The sequence below is a fragment of the Glutamicibacter sp. 2E12 genome (genome assembly GCF_050030965.1).
In the GTDB taxonomy this organism is placed as follows: Bacteria; Actinomycetota; Actinomycetes; order Actinomycetales; family Micrococcaceae; genus Glutamicibacter.
Genome location: NZ_CP188297.1, coordinates 3,647,681 through 3,663,795 on the forward strand (window position 1 = coordinate 3,647,681; position 16,115 = coordinate 3,663,795).

The following is a 16,115-nucleotide window of genomic DNA, read 5'->3' on the forward strand; positions in this document are numbered from 1 at the left end:
TGGTCAGCAGCTTCTGCGCCAACACGTCATGTTTGGTCGTAAACACCGAAGCAATGAAAAATGGTTGCATGGCTTCATCATTGGTTTTCGCATCCCGCCCCGCTTTCTCCCGCACAGACTTCAACGCTGTATTGCAGCAAGCGGCCGCCGCCGGGCTCATTCCCGCCGCGGACGAGAGTCAGATCAAAGCCAGCGAAGAGCGGCTGGTCGCCAAGTTTCGCCTTGAACAGGCCGATCAGGCGAAGCTGCAGCAGGCCGCTGCGGCATTCGTCGATGCGCAGGTCGCCGACGGCGCACTGGAATACGCGGACATGTGCGTAGCGGTGGTACCGGCCGAACTCGTCGATGCTCCGCAGCTGCTCTTGCTGATGGATGTCGATTCCACCTTGATCAAGCAGGAAGTCATCGAACTGCTCGCCGCTCACGCTGGACGGGAAGAAGAAGTGGCTGCGGTGACCGAAGCCGCGATGCGCGGTGAACTGGATTTCGCCCAGTCCTTGATCCAGCGCGTAGCTACCTTGAAGGATCTGCCAGATACTGTCCTTGCCGAGGTAGGCCAGCGCATTGTCCTCTCGGACGGCGCCGAAGCCCTGGTCAAGCGGTTCCACGCTGCTGGGCACAAGGTCGGGGTAGTTTCCGGCGGGTTCCAGCAGATCCTGGATCCGTTGGCTGCCCATCTGGGCCTGGACCATGCGCTGGCTAACACCTTGGGCATTTCCGAGGGAATTCTTGACGGAACCGTTCACGGCCAGATCGTCGATCGCGGCATAAAGGAAACGATGCTGCGCGCCTGGGCCGAGGAACATCACATCCCGATGACGGCAACCGTCGCCGCCGGTGATGGCGCCAATGATCTGGCCATGGTTGCTGCCGCGGGTTTGGGCGTGGCTTTCAATGCGAAGCCTGCCCTGCGCGATGAGGCGGACGTGCGCCTGGACTTCTCGCGCCTGGACGTCATCGCCGACCTAGTACTCAATGATTTGGCTTAGCGGAATCCAACAACTGCATAACAATTCTGCCGATAGCGGCTTTCGGTAACTTGATCGGTTGTTCCAGCGGTTAGTATTTCTATTGACGCGTTTAACGGCTGGCGGAATAAGTCCTAGCCGCGCGCGTAGCCCCTATCGCTTTCGAAAGAGCTACCAGACCAGTGCAGACCCCCTCCCCGGACAGTTCCTCAACTACGCCTACGCACTCCGCACAAGACAAGAAGAAGCCGAAGAGCAAGGCCAAGCCTTGGATCATTACCGGTTCTTGTGTTGCAGCCGTAGCCGCAGCATATTTCGGCGGAGCCGCCTATGTCAGTTCCCAGGTTCCAGCCAACGCGTCAATTGCGGGCGTGAACATCGGATCCATGAACAAGGACCAGGCTCGCGCCGAATTGGAACGCGAGGTACTCCCCTTGGCTGAAAAGCCAATGGATGTCACCGTCAACGGTGAAAAGTACACCCTGGATCCGGCCAAGGCCGGCCTGGAACTGAACGTTGATGAAACCATCAACGAACTGACTTCCTACGAAATCAACCCGGCCAAGCTCTACGAGCGGCTCACCGGCGAATTCCACGTCACCCCAGCGGTCGACGTAGATCAGGAAAAACTGGGCGCGCAGCTTGAAGCGCTGGCCAAGAAGGCCAATGCCGAGGTCGCCGAAGGAACTATCGACTTCAAGGATGGCACCTCGAAGCTGACCAAGCCCGTTGACGGCGTAGCGCTGAAGACCGAAGAAGCCGCCACACTGATCAGCGAGGAATGGGAAATTGCCGGCGCGGCGATCGACCTTCCTGCCGAAGTCAGCAAGCCGGCGATCTCTGCCGACGCCCTGCAGGCGTTCTACGACAAGGACGTCAAGGCGCTGCTGAAGGACGAGGTCATCCTGGCATCGGATGACAAGAAGGCGTCCATCTCGGCCGCGTCTATTGCCGCGGCGGCAAAGTACGCGCCCAAGGATGGCGCCCCAGCGATCGCATTGGATGACGAGAAGCTCTACAAGGCTGCGACGAAGAATTCAGATCTTTCCAGCACTGCCAAGGATGCGCAGATCGTCTTGAAGGACGGCAAGCCGTCCATCATCAAGTCCTCCAAGGGCATCTCGCTGGAGACCAAGGGCCTGGGCGCCAAGGTCCTGGCCGCCACCGCTGCCAAGAACCGCACTGCCGAAGTTGAGATGACCGAGAAGGAAGCCGACTTCACCACCGCAGATGCGAAGAAGCTCGGCATCAAGGAACCGATCGTCACCTTCTCCACTCCCTACCCGGCTTCCGATACCGTACGCACCAAGAACCTGCATGCCGGTTCGGCGCGCGTCAACGGCGATATCATCAAGCCCGGCGAACGCTTCTCGCTGCTGCAGGCCTTGGGCCCGATCACCGTGGCCAACGGCTACTACAGCTCCGGGGTCGTGGAAAGCGGCTTCAGCACCGAAGCCGTAGGCGGCGGACTCTCGCAGATCTCCACCCAGATGTACAACGTCGGCTTCCTGGCCGGATACGACGACATCACCCACAAGCCGCATTCTCGCTGGTTCGAGCGCTACCCCGCGGGACGCGAAGCCACCTTGTGGGAAGGCCAGATCGACATGATCTGGGAGAACAACACCCCCTACGGCGTGATGATCCAGGCCTGGGTTTCGGGCGACAAGGTCAATACCCGCCTGTGGTCCACCAAGTACTGGGATGTCTCGCAGAAGAGCTCGGGCAAGTACAACCAGACCAACCCCGAAACCAAGTACAACCCGGCCGAAAAGTGCGTCTCGGAATCTGGTGGCAAGAAGGGCTTCAGCATCGATATCACCCGCTACCGGGAAGCCTTCGATGGATCCAAGAAGCTGCCAGCTGAAACCAAGAGCTGGACCTACAGCCCATGGCACAAGATCGTCTGCGGCGACAAGCCCAAGGACTGATCCAAGCGAAATCGCCGGGCGCCTCCCTTTCGGAGGTGCCCGGCGATTTCGCTTAACCCTGCGCATTTTGCCCCAGGCACGGAAAAGCTGGCGGTCGGAACCCCTGCACGGGGTAACTGCCGCCAGCTGATGCGCGCTGCTGCGGGGGCTTACTTGCCCGACTGCTCCAGGAAGTCGCCTGCGCCGCCAACCAGCTCGGTGTGGCCGGTCTCGACGTCGGCGAAGACCATCTTGGCTACCTCGGCGCCGAACTCCTCGACGGAGTACAGCTTGCCGGCAGCTTCGCGGCGGGCGTCGATAGCACCTGGCTCCATGCGGTTGAGCAGGGTTGCGGTGATGGTGCCTTCGATCATGTCACCGGAGACCACCACGAAGGTGATGTTCTTCTCGGCCAGCTTCGGGATCATTTCACGCAGTGCATCTTCGCCGGCGCGCTTCGACTTGGCCACAGCGTCGTAGGCATCCATGGTGGTTACTTCGTTGATGAAGTGCGCCTGGTGGCTGGTAACGAAGACCACGCGGCCGCCCTCGCTCAGCTGGGGCAGCGCGGCTTCCAGCATGGCCACCTGCGCGTCGCGGTTCAGGCGCAGCGCATAGTTTTCGCCCATGGAGGTTTCCATGCCGCCCGAAGCGTTGAGCACGACGACATCCAGCGAGCCGAAGTTCTCAACAGCCGCGTCAACCAGAGCCTGCGGACCCTCAACGGTGGTCAGGTCGGCGCCCACGGCAACGGCCTTGCCGCCCTTTTCTTCAATAGCGGCAACAATCTTGTTGGCGCGCGGGGCCTTGGCGCGGTAGTTGACCACTACGCCAACGCCCTGCTCGGCCAGCAGCTGCGCGGTCACCGCACCGATGCCGCGCGAGGAACCGGTTACAACGGCACCTTTGAATTCACTCATGGTGGTACTCCTTTGGATTTCTTGCTTAAATCTTCTAGTGGCCCATGCCCAGGCCGCCATCAACCGGGATCACGGCACCGGAGATGTAGCCTGCTTCGTCGCTGGCGATCCAGCGGACCACGTTGGCAACCTCTTCAGGCTCAGCAAAGCGGTTGGCCGGGATGCTGGAGAGGTATTCCTTCTGGGTGTCCTCTGGCAGAACAGCGGTCATCTCGGTGTTGATGAAGCCCGGAGCCACAACGTTGGCGGTGATGCCGCGTGAGCCCAGTTCACGGGTCAGCGAGCGGGCGATGCCCACCAGGCCGGCCTTGGACGCCGCGTAGTTGATCTGCCCTGGCGAGCCGTAAAGGCCGACGACCGAGGAAATCAGCACGACACGGCCGCGCTTGAGCCGGATCATGCCCTTGGACGCGCGCTTGATCACGCGGAAGGCGCCGGTGAGGTTGGTGTCGATCACCGAGGTGAAGTCGTCTTCGCTCATGCGCAGCAGCAGGGTGTCCTTGGTGACCCCCGCATTGGCGACGAGGACTTCTACCGGACCGTGGGCCGCTTCAACTTCCTTGAAGGCCGCGTCGATCGATTCGCCGTCGGTGACATCGGCCTTGACGCCGAGCAGTCCGGCGGGAACCTCGCCGCTGCGGTAGGTAATGGCCACTTTGTCGCCGTTGGCTTCGAATGCGCGCGCAATAGCAAGTCCGATGCCGCGGTTGCCGCCGGTCACGAGGACACTGCGGCCAGTGGTTGGTTCCGTAGTCAATGTATTTCTCCGTTCATGCGCTCGCTGTCCTGGCATGGTAAATCTCTCCAAGGGCCAGCCGAAAAGCGCACTTTGCCTAGTTAAGTAGCTACTCCGTGAACAATCCTATTAGTTACTACCCAGTTTTACCGCTTCGACAGCGCGTAGAAATTACACTCTTCGTGCCGCAGGTGAGACAATGGGAGCAGATCCCGTACTGCGAAGCGAAGTCTTTTACATGTCCCCACAGCCCACGAATCACGGTTCCAGCCAACCGGAAGTTCACCGCATTACCGAAGCGCGCGAGTCCCATACCACCGAGCGCGATTCACGTGTGCGCAAATACACGATTTCCATGACCGTGCGCCTGATCTGCTTCGTTCTCGCTTTCTTCTTCGATGGCTGGCTGCGCTGGGTCTTGCTCGCGGGCGCAATTATCCTTCCCTATATCGCAGTGGTGATCGCCAACGGCGGTGCGGATCTGACCAAACGCGAACCGCCCGCCGAGTTCTACAAGGCTCCCGGCGCCGAGGCTATCGCCGCACCGGACGAAACCGCGCCGGCCGCGCAGCAGGCACCGGAACCAGAAGTGATCGACGGAAGCTTCGCCGAAGAAGCTGAACCGGTGCAACAGCCAACAACTGCTCCCAAGGAGGACTAGTGGATCTGCTAGGTTCGCTCGGCGGCTCCCCTGCCGCCGCCGAAATCCAGTGCTCGCGAAAGGGCTGCCGCAACGCCGCCAGCCACCAGCTGCTGTGGAATAATCCGAAGATCCACACCCCGGACCGGCGCAAAATCTGGCTGGCCTGCGAAGAGCACCGCGACTGGCTCGAAACGTATCTGAAGGAACGCCTGCTCTACAAGGAAACGCTGCCGATGCCGGGCAATGAAGGAGAAAGCAAGTAGATGTATCGTTTTCTGGCCAGTACCCGGTGGGTCGGCTGGCTCATTCTGGTGGCGATCTTCGCCGCCGCCTGCATTGGCTTGGGCAATTGGCAAGCCGACCGCCGTGCCGAAGTCCTCGAGGGCATCGAACGGGTCAACCGCAACTACTTCGCAGAGCCGGTCACCGGCACGCAGGCCCTGGAGAATTTCCAGGACCTGGACGAGGACAAGACCTGGATGACCGCGCAGCTCACCGGCCAATATCTGCCCGCGGATACCATAATCGTGCGCAACCGCATCAAGGCCGGCAGCCCCGGCTACGAGGTGCTGGTGCCGTTCAGGACCAACGAGGGCGGAACTGTCGTCGTGAACCGCGGCTACCTGCCGATCGGCAACCAGGAAGACGGCCACCCGGACGCGGTTCCAGCGCCGCCTGCCGGAGAAGTCACCGTGGATGTGCGCTTGAAACCATCGGAAATCCGCTTGGACCGCGGCGCCCCGGAGGGCCAATTGGCTTCGATCCAGCTCGAAGACTACGCCAAGCTCCTGGACTACGAGATCGCCCAGGGCGCCTACGGCCTGATGTATGAAGAGGATCCGGCCCCGGCCACTGCGCCACTGCAGCTGGACGCTCCGGATATGGATGAAGGTCCGCATCTTTCCTACGAGATCCAGTGGTACATCTTTGGCGTGCTGGCCTTCATCGGCTTCTGGTATGCCGCTCGCCAGCAGAAGAAGCTGAACGCCGAGGATGCCGCCGAGCAAGCCGAAGCCGAGGCGCTGGGCCTGGACGAGCCGCTGCACAAGGTGCGCAAGATTCGCGCCAAGCCGGATAAGAAGTTCCGCCGTGACGGCACGCCGACCGATGAAGCCATCGAGGATGCGTTGCTCGACCAGGCCGACCACACGCCAGGGGGCCTCCCGAAGTAGCTGCGGGAAACAAGGGAACCGCGCGGCAGCTGGAATATTCCAGTTGCCGCGCGGTTCTCTGCTTAATGCAGTTTTCTTTCAGCTGCCGTTGGCCGGCGGCGTCCAGCGGATCCCGCTGTCGCTGCACCCAGGAGTCTTGTGCCACTCGCCTTCGAGGCAGGAGGCATCGATGAGGGTGCGGTCCCCCACCGGCTCCTGCAGTTCCAGCGTGTAGGGCGCGGTCTCGTTGCCCTGGCAGGCATGCGCTTCGCCTTCCAGCGGTTCAACCACGATCCCGATGGCAATCTGGTCATTGGACAGCTCCACCTGGGTGGAGGTCACCTCGCCGGTCACCCCGGAGGAACAGGCAAGCCGCATGACCCCGAGGTCGAGGCTGGTGCTCGACGCATTCACCCCGGCAGGGTCCAGCAGCGTCCACTGGGCGTTGATCTCATCGGAAACCTGTGCGGCGCAGCCGGCCAGCGCGCTGGCAAGCAGCAGCCCAGCGCCTGCGATCCGCGGTAATTTGCGTCCAAAAACACTCATGGCTTGGCAGCTCCCTTTGAAGATGGTGATCTGCCAAGCCTACGAGAGCTATTGCGCGTTGTCAGGATTTAAGTCAGCGAAACCAATTCCAGGTAATCCTCGTTGAAGAGGTCCTCATCGCCATCAGGCAGAATGACCACGCGCTCAGGCTGCAACGACATCACTGCGCCCTCATCGTGGGACACCATGACCACGGCACCCGGGAAGGTGGACAGCGCGCCCAGCACCTCGGCGCGCGAGGCAGGGTCGAGGTTGTTGGTCGGCTCATCAAGCAGCAGCACATTGGCGCTGGAAGCCACGATGGTGGCCAGGGCCAGACGGGTCTTCTCGCCGCCGGAGAGCACGCCGGCCGGCTTGGTCACGTCGTCGCCGACGAACAGGAACGAGCCGAGGATCGAGCGGACGTCGGCATCGTTCAGGTGGTCAGGCGCGTTGCGGCGCATGTTCTCCAGCACGCTGGCTTCCGGATCCAAGGTGTCATGCTCCTGGGCGAAGTAGCCGATCTTCAGGCCGTGGCCCGGAATGATCTTTCCGGTATCGGGTTCGGAGACACCGGCGAGCATGCGCAGCAAGGTGGTCTTGCCGGCACCGTTCAGGCCCAGGATGACAACCTTCGAGCCGCGGTCGATGGCCAGCGAGACATCGTTGAAGATCTCCAGCGAGCCATAGGCCTTGGACAGGCCTTCGGCCATGAGCGGGGTCTTGCCGCAGGGAGCCGGATCCGGGAAGCGCAGGGCTGCAACCTTGTCGGAGGCACGCTCTTCCTGCAGCCCGGAAAGCATGCGATCCACGCGCTTGAGCATGGACTGCGCCGCCGAGGCGCCGGAGGCGCGGGCCTTCATCTTGTTCGCCTGGGTCAGCAGGACCGAAGCCTTCTTCTCGATGTTGGCGCGCTCGCGCTTGCGGGCACGCTCATCGGTTTCGCGCTGGATCTTGTAGCGCTTCCAGTTCATGTTGTAGACATCCACCACGCCGCGGTTCGCGTCAAGGTTCAGCACCTTGTTCACGGTGGATTCCATCAGGCCGGTATCGTGGCTGATCATCAGCACGCCGCCGGGGTAGTTCTTGATGAAGTCGCGCAGCCACATGATCGAGTCGACGTCCAGGTGGTTGGTCGGCTCATCGAGCAGCAAGGTCTCGGCGTCCGAGTAGAGGATGCGTGCCAGCTCGACGCGGCGGCGCTGTCCACCGGACAGGGTGCGCAGCGGCTGGTCCAGGATGCGGTCCGGCAAATCCAGGTTGGCGCAGATGGCGGCCGCTTCGGATTCGGCAGCGTAGCCACCGGCAGCGATGAATTCTGCTTCCAACCGGTCGTACTGGCGCATGGCCTTGGCGGAGACGGCAGCGTCCTCGCTGGCCATGTCCTCGCGGTTCTGGGCCAGCTTGGTGACCACCACGTCCAGGCCGCGGGCGCCAAGGATGCGATTGCGCGCCAGCTGCTCCATGTCAGGGGTCTTGGGGTCCTGCGGCAGGTAGCCGATGGAGCCCTTGAAGGTGACCTCACCCGAGGCTGGCTGGGTCTCGCCGGCGAGGACCTTGGTCATCGTCGTCTTGCCGGCACCGTTGCGTCCCACCAGTCCGATCTTGTCGCCCTTGTCGATGCGGAAGTTCACTTCGTCCATCAGCAAGCGGGCGCCGACGCGTAGCTCAAGGTTGGCTACGGAAATCATATGGTGTGGCCCTTTCATGCGGGTACAAGAATTGTGCGGCCCACAAATTGGGCAACTTGACTATTCTACCGGCCAACCACGCCGTGGCCTGCGGAACGTGCACAAACTAACAGTTTGGGGTTGAGCTGGCTAAAGAATCGAAGCCCGCACTTCCACCGCAGTGGAAATCCGGGCTTCGAATCGAAATTATTCCTTGTCGCTGGGTTGCGATCGGTAATCCATCATCTGGATCAGGCGGCGGCGCAAGGAGGCTTCGCGGCGCAGGTCCCCGCCGCTGGTCTTGTCGATGTGGTCCTTGCCGAAGCGCCAGAGCAGCACGTCGTCCAGCAAGCGGTCCGGGCCCGGCGAGTACCGGTGGTCCAGCGCCGCACGCACATCGGTGACCACATTCGCATCCAGCAGCTGCGCCAGCTGCCAGGTCTGGTCGATGCCGTGGGAGCCGAGCAGCTCGGCGGCCCAGGACCAATCGTCATCGCGCTTGCGGTCCACGTGCGGCAACAGCGTCTGCCATATTTCGCCGATCTTCTCGCCGGTCAACGGCTCGGATCCGGCGCCCTGCTGGTCGTGGTAGCCGTTCAGGCGGTGGTACAGCTCGTCGATGTCCGTGAAGTAGTCCTCCACGGTTTCCAGCATCGCCGCGGTGGCGGTGAAGTGGCGGTCGATCTGCGGATTCCAGGCGGCCTCGCCGGGATGCTTGAAGCGGATGTCGTGCTCCATTTCGGACCAGGCATGCTGCAGCACGGTGCGGATCTGCACTTCGAAGACGAAGTTGCCGCTGGCTACCACCGGCTTGCCCAAGGCCTCCTGGAATTTGCGCACGATCGGCTCGCTGCGGGTCTTGAGCAGCAGGTGGCGCGAGGAGTAGCCGTAGGTGCCGGACTCCACCGAGCCGATGTCCTTCTCCCGGTCGCTGCGGCAGTCGAAGGAGTCGCGGTGCGACTTGATCAGGCTGGCCACCTGCTGGATTTCATGGGGCAGCATCACGATGATGCGGATGCCCACCATGTCGTGGATTTCGCGCAGCGGGTTGGGGAATTCCAGCACCGGGGCGGTCTCGGAACTTTCCTGCAGCCGGCGCGAGGCCTTGGCCGCGAAGGACTGCGGCGATTTCACCCGGCCGGTAATGAACAGCGGTTGCACCTCGGAATTCGCGAACAACCGGCGGATCTTCGCCTTCATGGCCGACATGACGGTATTGAGTTCGCCGGTCACAGACTTGTACTGCTCAACGGCGGCCGCAATCTGTTCGGAGAACTCGTCGTTCGCCTGGCCCTGCGCCGGATCCATCATTGATGCCTCCTGGATGCTAAAGCGTTCCTGAAAATGCTGTCCTCATGCTCATGCCCTGGCGCCAGCCGGGTGCGGCGACGGCCCTTATGGGCGGGAAAGGCGCTTAGCCATGTCGTCGAACAATGGCGCCTTGTCCTCGGTCTTCTTCTGCGCTGCAGGCTTGGTTTCCTTGGCTGGCTGCGCGTTCTGCTTGATCGGGGTGACCTTCGAGTCCGATCGGCCTGCCGCGATGCCTTCGGCGCGGGCTCGGGCCAGCGCGTCCTGGTGATCCTGTTCCAGGACCGATAGGCGTTCTTCCTCGGCGGTCTTGGTGTCGGTCAGCGCAGCGTTGTAGCCATCATCATAAGCGACGCCGTACTTCTCGGCGTTTTCCTGCTCTTCGTTGTATTCCAGCTCAGCGCGCAGCTTCGCGGCTTCGGACTTCTTCTGGTACATGTGCACGGTCAGGTGGGTGATGGCCAGCAAGACGATTGGCGGCATGGCGGCAACCAGCGCGGAAACCAGCGGCGGCACTCCGTTTTCGATCGAGTCCACGGTCAAGATTGCGTGGGTGGAGTTCGCCGCGGTGGAAACGATCGCACCGAAGAACAGCAGCGACCACGGGTAGATCATGGCCTTGCGATGGAAGCCGTTCAGGGCCACGATGGCCACGGTGGCGGCCACGATCATGCCGTCGATGATGATTGGCCAGATCCAGGCCAGCCGCGGGCTGATGCCCGAGCGTTCGGCCAGGTCGGTCAATGCAGCGAACGAGAGCACGAATGCGCCGATGGCAATGAGGACCGTCGCGCCTACGGCCGTGCCTAGGACGGCGCGGTGCGGTTCGGCCGGGACCTCTGGTTTGTTATCTTCCATGCTGCTGAGCAGACCTAACTTTTTGGGAATTATCGGTATGTCTTCAAACGCGAGTTTGCTGGACCGCACCCGAGGCGCAGACCACCGCGTTCCATTTTAGCGTGCGCCTTGCGGTGCTGGGGTGCCTTGGCTCAAAGGGCGCGACGGTCGATGAAACCGGTACCGCTGATTTTTCCGGCCAGTCCCCGGTGATTCGCCTCGAAGATGAAGTAGAAGGCGCTGATCGCGATATAGATCACAACGAGCATGTTCAGCAGCGGGTAGGGCGTGAAGTCGACCATGCTGGTGGAAATCTGGAAGAGGAAGTTAATCCCGCCGAATCCGAGCAGGCTGCGCAGCAAGGCCCGGCCGGCCGGAGCCGGTTGCCCCTGCCCGTCGGTGAGCATCAGCCAGGCACAGCGCTGGCCGAGGGTAGCCCGTCCCGGCGCCAGGCTCGGCAGCCAGAAGACGCAGAAGACCACGATCAGCGGAAGCCAGAAGTTCATCCACTGTTGGCCGAACTCCGGGGCACCCAAGCGCTCCAGCAGTTCAAGGGCAGCACCGATGACAAGGAGCGCGCCGGCGGTGAAGCCTGCATCGAAGATGTTGGCCAGTGCACGGCGGGCGCGGGTCACCGGCCGCGCCGGCGCATTGGCCGCGTCCGCTTCCACCGGGCCGGACAGGAAGCGGAACATCGGCAGGTAGGCGATCATCGCGCCCAGCAGCGCGCCGGCAGTGTTAGTGATCAGGTCATCGACGTCGGCCACGCGGTAGGCGCAGGTGTACAACCCCCAAATAGCGGTGTACTGGGTCAGCTCGATGGCCAGCGAGGCCGCGAAGCCGAGCAGGACACCGGTGAAAATGTTGCCGCGCAGCCAGCGCACGGCCAAGATGCCCAGGGGCATGAACAAGATGATGTTGAACAGCACCTGCCACAGGGTGAAGCTGGTGGCGAATCCGCTCAGTCCGCGTTCCACGATGGCCAGCCTGAAGTCATCGACGAAACGGCCGGGCACCAGTTGCGGGATGGCCACCCCGGGACGGCAGAATTCGTCGCGCGTGGACGGCAGCGGAAGCATGGTGTAGCTGAACAGGCCGAATCCGTAGACGGCTGCGGTTGTGGTGGTGATGGTGCGGCGCCAGGACAACCGTCCATGCCGGCGGTATTGCACGGCCAGCAGGAAAACGCCGGCGGACGCCAAGAAGAGGGCGCCGCCGAGAATGGCGATTGCCGCTGGCCAGAACATTGTTTGCATATTTCTATCTAAGCGGAATTTTCCGGGAGAAAGCTGGGCTGCAGAATGTGACCTTGGCTATGCTTTCGGCCCGCGCAGCACTTGCCTGGTTCTGGCATCGGCAGTGAAGAGGCCGATGAACAAGCCCGCTACGAGCACGCCAGCCAGGGTCTTCATCACCCAGGCCGAGTGCCACTGCTCGATGGAGAGCTGGTCGACGAAAACCGCCACCAGGATCAGGCTGGATGCATAGATCATCAGCTTTTCAGATCCCCAGGACACCTTGTGCGAAATGGCGAACAGCGCCATCAGCCACAGGATGTACCACGGCTGGATAATCGGAGCCAGCAGCACCACCGCCGAGAGCGCCCACGCCGCTAGGCGCACCGGGCTGGAGATCTCCTTGGCCAGCGCCAGGCGCGCCACAATGGCCAGCGCGATGACCTGGAAGACGCCCACCACGATCGCATTCACCAAGGAGATATCGGCGCCGAATATGCCAGCGAGATTGCTCAGGGACCAGCCGATCAGTCCCACGGGAGCGTACGGGAACGCCGCATCGCCCGCGGTGAACATGGCAAGCAGCCAGCCGAACCAGAGGTTGGTGACCGCACCGATCAAAAGCAGCCAGGTCAGGGAGAGGGCCGCGACCTTGGCCCAGATTTTCCACCTCTCGCGCATCGACGGGCTCCTGCCCAGCAGGACCAAGCCGATAAAAGGCAGCGCCAGCAGCACGATCGGCTTGACCGACACGGCTATGGCCAGCGCCATCGTGGCGGCCATGGGACGGCGGTCGTAGGCATAGGCGAAGGCGCTGAAGACACCGGCGATCATCAACGCGTCGTTGTGGACGCCGCCGATCATGGTCAGCAGGAACAGCGGATTGCCCACGATGGCCCAGTTGGCCCAGTTGGCGCTCTGCCCCATTTTCTGCGCCAGCTTCGCAGTGAAGTGATAGCAGCCCCAAACACCGAGCACGGCAATGATGCGCAGCAGGCCCACGCCGATTTCGGGAATGCCGTTGGAGGCGAAGTAGATGATGCGGGCGAGCACGAGGAAGAACGGGCCATAGGGCGAGGGCGATTGCGCCCACAGGCTGTCGGATCCGCCATCGAACCAGCCCGGAAGCGCGGACACGCCTTCGGCATACGGGGATTTGCCGGCGTGCAGCATGCGGCCCTGGGCCAGGTAGGAGTAGACGTCGCGGCTGAGGATCGGGAAGCTGAGCATCAGCGGAGCAGACCACATGGCCAGCACGCGGGCCAGTCCCCGCCCGGTGATCTCACCGGCAGCCTGGACCCATGGCCGGGCCAGGATCCAGGTTCGGGTCAACCAGACAATTCCCACGGCCATCAGCACGATGCAGCTGATGACACCTGGCACTTCGGTTCGGAATTCTATGAAGAAGCCGCTGCGTGCCAGCGGGGACAGCTGGTTGCGCGGGAACCAGCCGATCCCCCAGGAGGCGACGGTGATCATGGCCGAGGCGGTGAACCCTTGCCATGATAGTGACCGCAGGCTTGCGCGCTGCGGTGCCAGCTTCGGCTGCTCCACTGCCACTAGGCTTTCTTGCTCTTCTTCAGCCAGTTGGTCGAGCTGAGCAGATCAGCGCAGATGTTCTTGGTCTTCGGATCGAAGAAGACAAGGTACAAGGCGCAGGCGATGGAGATGCCCCAGGAAATCAATTGGACGCGTGGCACCAGGGAGTCCTGCAGGAACTGCCAGACGAAGATCTGGTCAGCGGCCTGGTAGGCCAGGAAGAAGATGGTGGTCAGGTGCAGCCAGAGCATCTGCCAGTCATCGCGCAGGCCGGTCGCGGCGAAGAACGGCAGCAGCCACAGGAGGTACCACGGCTGGATCACCGGGGAGAGCACGACAATCGCCGCGAAGGCGATGGCCATGCGCTGCACCAGGTGCGAGTGCTTTCCGCGGAAGATCAAGACAAAGGCGATGGCTACGCCGACCAGGCGGCCGAAGAGCTTGGCCGCGGGCAGGATCCACTCGGTGGACAGCCCGATGGCGGAGACCAGCCCGCTCAGCGCGATGACCGCAATGCCTACCGGGGAGAAGATGGAGTATCCGGTACCGGTGAAGAGCATGACCTTCAGCCAACCGAACCAGTAGCCATTGAGCCACCCAACCACGGTCATCAGGGCCAGGAAGATCATGCCGGTGTAGAACCAGTAGAGGATGCGGCGCGGCCAGGCAGCATTAGGCCCTGCCCAGAGCAGGCCGATAAACGGCAGCAGTACCAGGGTAATCGGTTTGACCCCCACCGAGGCCGCCAGCACCACGATGGCCCAGAAGCCGTAGCGCTTGCATGCCAGGTAGACAGCCCAGACCGACAGGCCGGTCATCAGGGCATCGTTGTGCGCACTGGCCACGAAGTTCACCAGGAACAGCGGGTTCGCCACGGTCATCCAGGCGGCTTTGGCCCCGGAGACACCGTGCAGTTCGGCAAGCTTGGGCACGTAGCGCAGGCAGAGCAGCACGCCGATGAATGCAATGGCGCGGAAGGCCAGGACCGCCGCGTCGGTCGAAGGGCCAGTCAGCTTGACCACGAGGAATTCGATGCTCAGGTAGAGCGGGCCGTAGGGGGTGCCGTCCTGCGCCCACATGGTGTCGGCACCGAGCTGGAACCAGTTATTCAGCGAGGATATTCCGTCAACATAAGGATCCTGCCCGGCATCCACCAGCCGGCCTTGGCCGATGTAGGCGAACACGTCCCGGCTCATGATCGGCAACGTGACGAACATCGGGATGCTCCACAGCCAGACCGCACGGCGGACCACCTTCAGCGAACCCTCGCCCCAGCCCTTGAGCTTCTGGCCCAGGCGCCACCAGGAACGGAAGAGGACCCAGCAACCCAGGGCCAGCAGGATCACGCAGGCGATCACGCCAGCGGGTTCGGTGCGCAGCATGATGAAGAACGGGTCGCGGTTCAGCGGGGATACGCTGGCCAGCCACCCGGTACCGAAGGATCCGAAAAGGATCAGGGAGGAACCGATGACGCCGCTGAGAAGGGTCCTATTCACTCCAGCGTAGGGCGGGGAGCTCACTGCTGCTGGCTTGCTGGCTGACACACTGACACCTCGGGCTGTAACGGACATGAGTTCGAGAGTAATTAAGCCAGCGTCGCATGTGCCGCGCCCTTGCAAGCAGGCAATTCAACAGCCGGAAATCTCAGACGATTTTAGCATCGAGCACGCGTCCAGGCCGGTTGAAACACTGTCCTTCCGCCGTGCGACGAGGGTGCGCTCCCCCACAGCGCTGCTTGAAGTGTAGATTGGTTACGTGGCTAGTAACTCAGAAAAAATTGTATGGATCGATTGCGAAATGACCGGCTTGGATCTGGTTAACGACGCATTGATCGAAGTAGCAGTGCTCATTACCGACTCCGATCTGGAGATCGTCGACGAGGGCATCCAGGTAGTCATCAAGCCCGAGCCGGCAGCTCTGGCGCAGATGGATGATTTCGTTCGCAATATGCATGTGGTTAGCGGCCTGCTGCCCGAGCTGGAGAACGGCATTTCCATGGAGGAAGCCCAGCGCCTGGTGGTCGACTACATCAAGAAGCACGTTCCGGAGCCGAACAAGGCGTTGCTGGGCGGCAACTCGGTGGGCACCGACAAGAACTTCTTGGCACGCGATATGCCCGAGGTCATTGAGCACCTGCACTACCGCATTATCGACGTGTCGACCTTGAAGGAGCTGAGCCGCCGCTGGTTCCCGAAGGCGCACTACGGCGCTCCAGCCAAGACCGGCAACCATCGCGCACTGGGCGACATCCAGGATTCGATCAACGAGCTTCGCTACTACCGCGACGCCATCATGGTGCCGGCGCCGGGACCAACCTCCGATGAGGCCAGGAAGATCGCCGCCGGGATCACCGAAAGCGCCGGCTAACCGCTAAACGAAGGCCCCGGCGCATTGGTGATGCACTGCACAGTGCCCCAGGGGCCTTCCGATTGGCATCAAGCGCGGAATTGTGTGTATAGTATTTCTCGTTGCCAGATACGGAATTGGTTCGCAAAAGCGTTCTGACTAGTAACGAAGCAAACATGGTGGGTATAGCTCAGTCGGTAGAGCGTCTGGTTGTGGTCCAGAAGGTCGCGGGTTCAAACCCCGTTACTCACCCCAGAGACAAAGACTCGATCCAGAACGAACGTTCCGGATCGAGTCTTTTGCTTTACCCGCACGCCTGGCAACGCC

General features: G+C 62.1%; 15 protein-coding genes and 1 tRNA gene. 7 read left to right on the forward strand and 9 right to left on the reverse strand.

The features are described 5' to 3' along the window. Positions 1 to 68: 68 nt before the first annotated feature. Together serB and ACP3TE_RS17315 are read left to right on the forward strand one after the other, a co-directional pair. On the forward strand, positions 69 to 989 hold the full coding sequence (gene serB / locus ACP3TE_RS17310; protein WP_332728408.1) for a phosphoserine phosphatase SerB: 921 nt from the start codon (positions 69 to 71) through the stop codon (positions 987 to 989). A gap of 161 nt (positions 990 to 1,150) precedes the next feature. Continuing rightward, positions 1,151 to 2,899: a VanW family protein gene (locus tag ACP3TE_RS17315; protein ID WP_105657797.1), complete on the forward strand. Its 1,749-nt coding sequence runs from the start codon at positions 1,151 to 1,153 to the stop codon at positions 2,897 to 2,899. Between the two features lie 149 nt (positions 2,900 to 3,048). Here ACP3TE_RS17315 and ACP3TE_RS17320 read toward each other — a convergent pair whose 3' ends face one another. Both ACP3TE_RS17320 and ACP3TE_RS17325 read right to left on the reverse strand, forming a co-directional pair. Next, complete coding sequence (locus ACP3TE_RS17320; protein ID WP_105661240.1) at positions 3,049 to 3,798, reverse strand: SDR family oxidoreductase; 750 nt, start codon at positions 3,796 to 3,798, stop codon at positions 3,049 to 3,051. 34 nt (positions 3,799 to 3,832) lie between these two features. Continuing rightward, the gene (locus ACP3TE_RS17325; RefSeq protein WP_105657795.1) at positions 3,833 to 4,555 is read right to left on the reverse strand and encodes a beta-ketoacyl-ACP reductase; all 723 of its coding nucleotides are present in this window, start codon (positions 4,553 to 4,555) and stop codon (positions 3,833 to 3,835) included. A gap of 217 nt (positions 4,556 to 4,772) precedes the next feature. On the opposite strand from ACP3TE_RS17325, the gene ACP3TE_RS17330 reads away from it, so the two are divergent. The 3 genes from ACP3TE_RS17330 to ACP3TE_RS17340 are packed head-to-tail and all read left to right on the forward strand — an operon-like array spanning position 4,773 to position 6,349. Next, positions 4,773 to 5,195: a DUF3099 domain-containing protein gene (locus tag ACP3TE_RS17330; protein WP_105657862.1), complete on the forward strand. Its 423-nt coding sequence runs from the start codon at positions 4,773 to 4,775 to the stop codon at positions 5,193 to 5,195. Further along, entirely contained in the window at positions 5,195 to 5,440 is a 246-nt protein-coding gene (locus tag ACP3TE_RS17335; protein ID WP_105657794.1) for an acetone carboxylase, read from the forward strand. The genes ACP3TE_RS17330 and ACP3TE_RS17335 overlap by 1 nt, the downstream gene beginning before the upstream one ends. After that, positions 5,441 to 6,349: an SURF1 family cytochrome oxidase biogenesis protein gene (locus ACP3TE_RS17340; protein WP_400342356.1), complete on the forward strand. Its 909-nt coding sequence runs from the start codon at positions 5,441 to 5,443 to the stop codon at positions 6,347 to 6,349. A 78-nt stretch (positions 6,350 to 6,427) separates the two neighbouring features. Here ACP3TE_RS17340 and ACP3TE_RS17345 read toward each other — a convergent pair whose 3' ends face one another. The 7 genes from ACP3TE_RS17345 to mptB (ACP3TE_RS17375) form a co-directional block, all read right to left on the reverse strand. Further along, on the reverse strand, positions 6,428 to 6,874 hold the full coding sequence (locus ACP3TE_RS17345; RefSeq protein WP_426734506.1) for a hypothetical protein: 447 nt from the start codon (positions 6,872 to 6,874) through the stop codon (positions 6,428 to 6,430). Between the two features lie 68 nt (positions 6,875 to 6,942). Beyond that, a complete protein-coding gene (locus ACP3TE_RS17350) occupies positions 6,943 to 8,544 on the reverse strand; it encodes an ABC-F family ATP-binding cassette domain-containing protein (RefSeq protein ID WP_105657791.1) in 1,602 nt (533 codons plus the stop codon). A 186-nt stretch (positions 8,545 to 8,730) separates the two neighbouring features. After that, on the reverse strand, positions 8,731 to 9,834 hold the full coding sequence (locus tag ACP3TE_RS17355) for a GTP pyrophosphokinase (protein WP_105657790.1): 1,104 nt from the start codon (positions 9,832 to 9,834) through the stop codon (positions 8,731 to 8,733). 84 nt (positions 9,835 to 9,918) lie between these two features. Beyond that, on the reverse strand, positions 9,919 to 10,689 hold the full coding sequence (locus ACP3TE_RS17360) for a DUF2637 domain-containing protein (protein ID WP_105657789.1): 771 nt from the start codon (positions 10,687 to 10,689) through the stop codon (positions 9,919 to 9,921). Between the two features lie 131 nt (positions 10,690 to 10,820). Next, positions 10,821 to 11,924: a VanZ family protein gene (locus tag ACP3TE_RS17365; protein WP_332488926.1), complete on the reverse strand. Its 1,104-nt coding sequence runs from the start codon at positions 11,922 to 11,924 to the stop codon at positions 10,821 to 10,823. A 57-nt stretch (positions 11,925 to 11,981) separates the two neighbouring features. Beyond that, complete coding sequence (gene mptB, locus ACP3TE_RS17370) at positions 11,982 to 13,463, reverse strand: polyprenol phosphomannose-dependent alpha 1,6 mannosyltransferase MptB (protein ID WP_426734509.1); 1,482 nt, start codon at positions 13,461 to 13,463, stop codon at positions 11,982 to 11,984. After that, positions 13,463 to 14,962, reverse strand: a complete 1,500-nt coding sequence (gene mptB / locus ACP3TE_RS17375; RefSeq protein WP_332488930.1) for a polyprenol phosphomannose-dependent alpha 1,6 mannosyltransferase MptB — start codon at positions 14,960 to 14,962, stop codon at positions 13,463 to 13,465. Before mptB (ACP3TE_RS17375) ends, mptB (ACP3TE_RS17370) begins: the two co-directional genes overlap by 1 nt. Before the next feature lie 235 nt (positions 14,963 to 15,197). Between mptB (ACP3TE_RS17375) and orn the strand changes: the two genes are divergently transcribed. Both orn and ACP3TE_RS17385 read left to right on the forward strand, forming a co-directional pair. Further along, a complete protein-coding gene (gene orn, locus ACP3TE_RS17380) occupies positions 15,198 to 15,809 on the forward strand; it encodes an oligoribonuclease (RefSeq protein WP_332488932.1) in 612 nt (203 codons plus the stop codon). A gap of 158 nt (positions 15,810 to 15,967) precedes the next feature. After that, a tRNA-His gene (locus tag ACP3TE_RS17385) sits at positions 15,968 to 16,043 on the forward strand. The last annotated feature ends 72 nt before the right edge of the window (positions 16,044 to 16,115 follow it).

Bases quoted from the DNA above. Each gene is read 5' to 3' on its own strand.
- serB (WP_332728408.1), top strand. From the start codon at position 69: ATGGCTTCATCATTGGTTTTCGCATCCCGCCCCGCTTTCTCCCGCACA.
- ACP3TE_RS17320 (WP_105661240.1), bottom strand. From the start codon at position 3,798: ATGAGTGAATTCAAAGGTGCCGTTGTAACCGGTTCCTCGCGCGGCATC.
- ACP3TE_RS17330 (WP_105657862.1), top strand. From the start codon at position 4,773: ATGTCCCCACAGCCCACGAATCACGGTTCCAGCCAACCGGAAGTTCAC.
- ACP3TE_RS17340 (WP_400342356.1), top strand. From the start codon at position 5,441: ATGTATCGTTTTCTGGCCAGTACCCGGTGGGTCGGCTGGCTCATTCTG.
- ACP3TE_RS17345 (WP_426734506.1), bottom strand. From the start codon at position 6,874: ATGAGTGTTTTTGGACGCAAATTACCGCGGATCGCAGGCGCTGGGCTG.
- ACP3TE_RS17350 (WP_105657791.1), bottom strand. From the start codon at position 8,544: ATGATTTCCGTAGCCAACCTTGAGCTACGCGTCGGCGCCCGCTTGCTG.
- ACP3TE_RS17355 (WP_105657790.1), bottom strand. From the start codon at position 9,834: ATGATGGATCCGGCGCAGGGCCAGGCGAACGACGAGTTCTCCGAACAG.
- ACP3TE_RS17360 (WP_105657789.1), bottom strand. From the start codon at position 10,689: ATGGAAGATAACAAACCAGAGGTCCCGGCCGAACCGCACCGCGCCGTC.
- ACP3TE_RS17365 (WP_332488926.1), bottom strand. From the start codon at position 11,924: ATGCAAACAATGTTCTGGCCAGCGGCAATCGCCATTCTCGGCGGCGCC.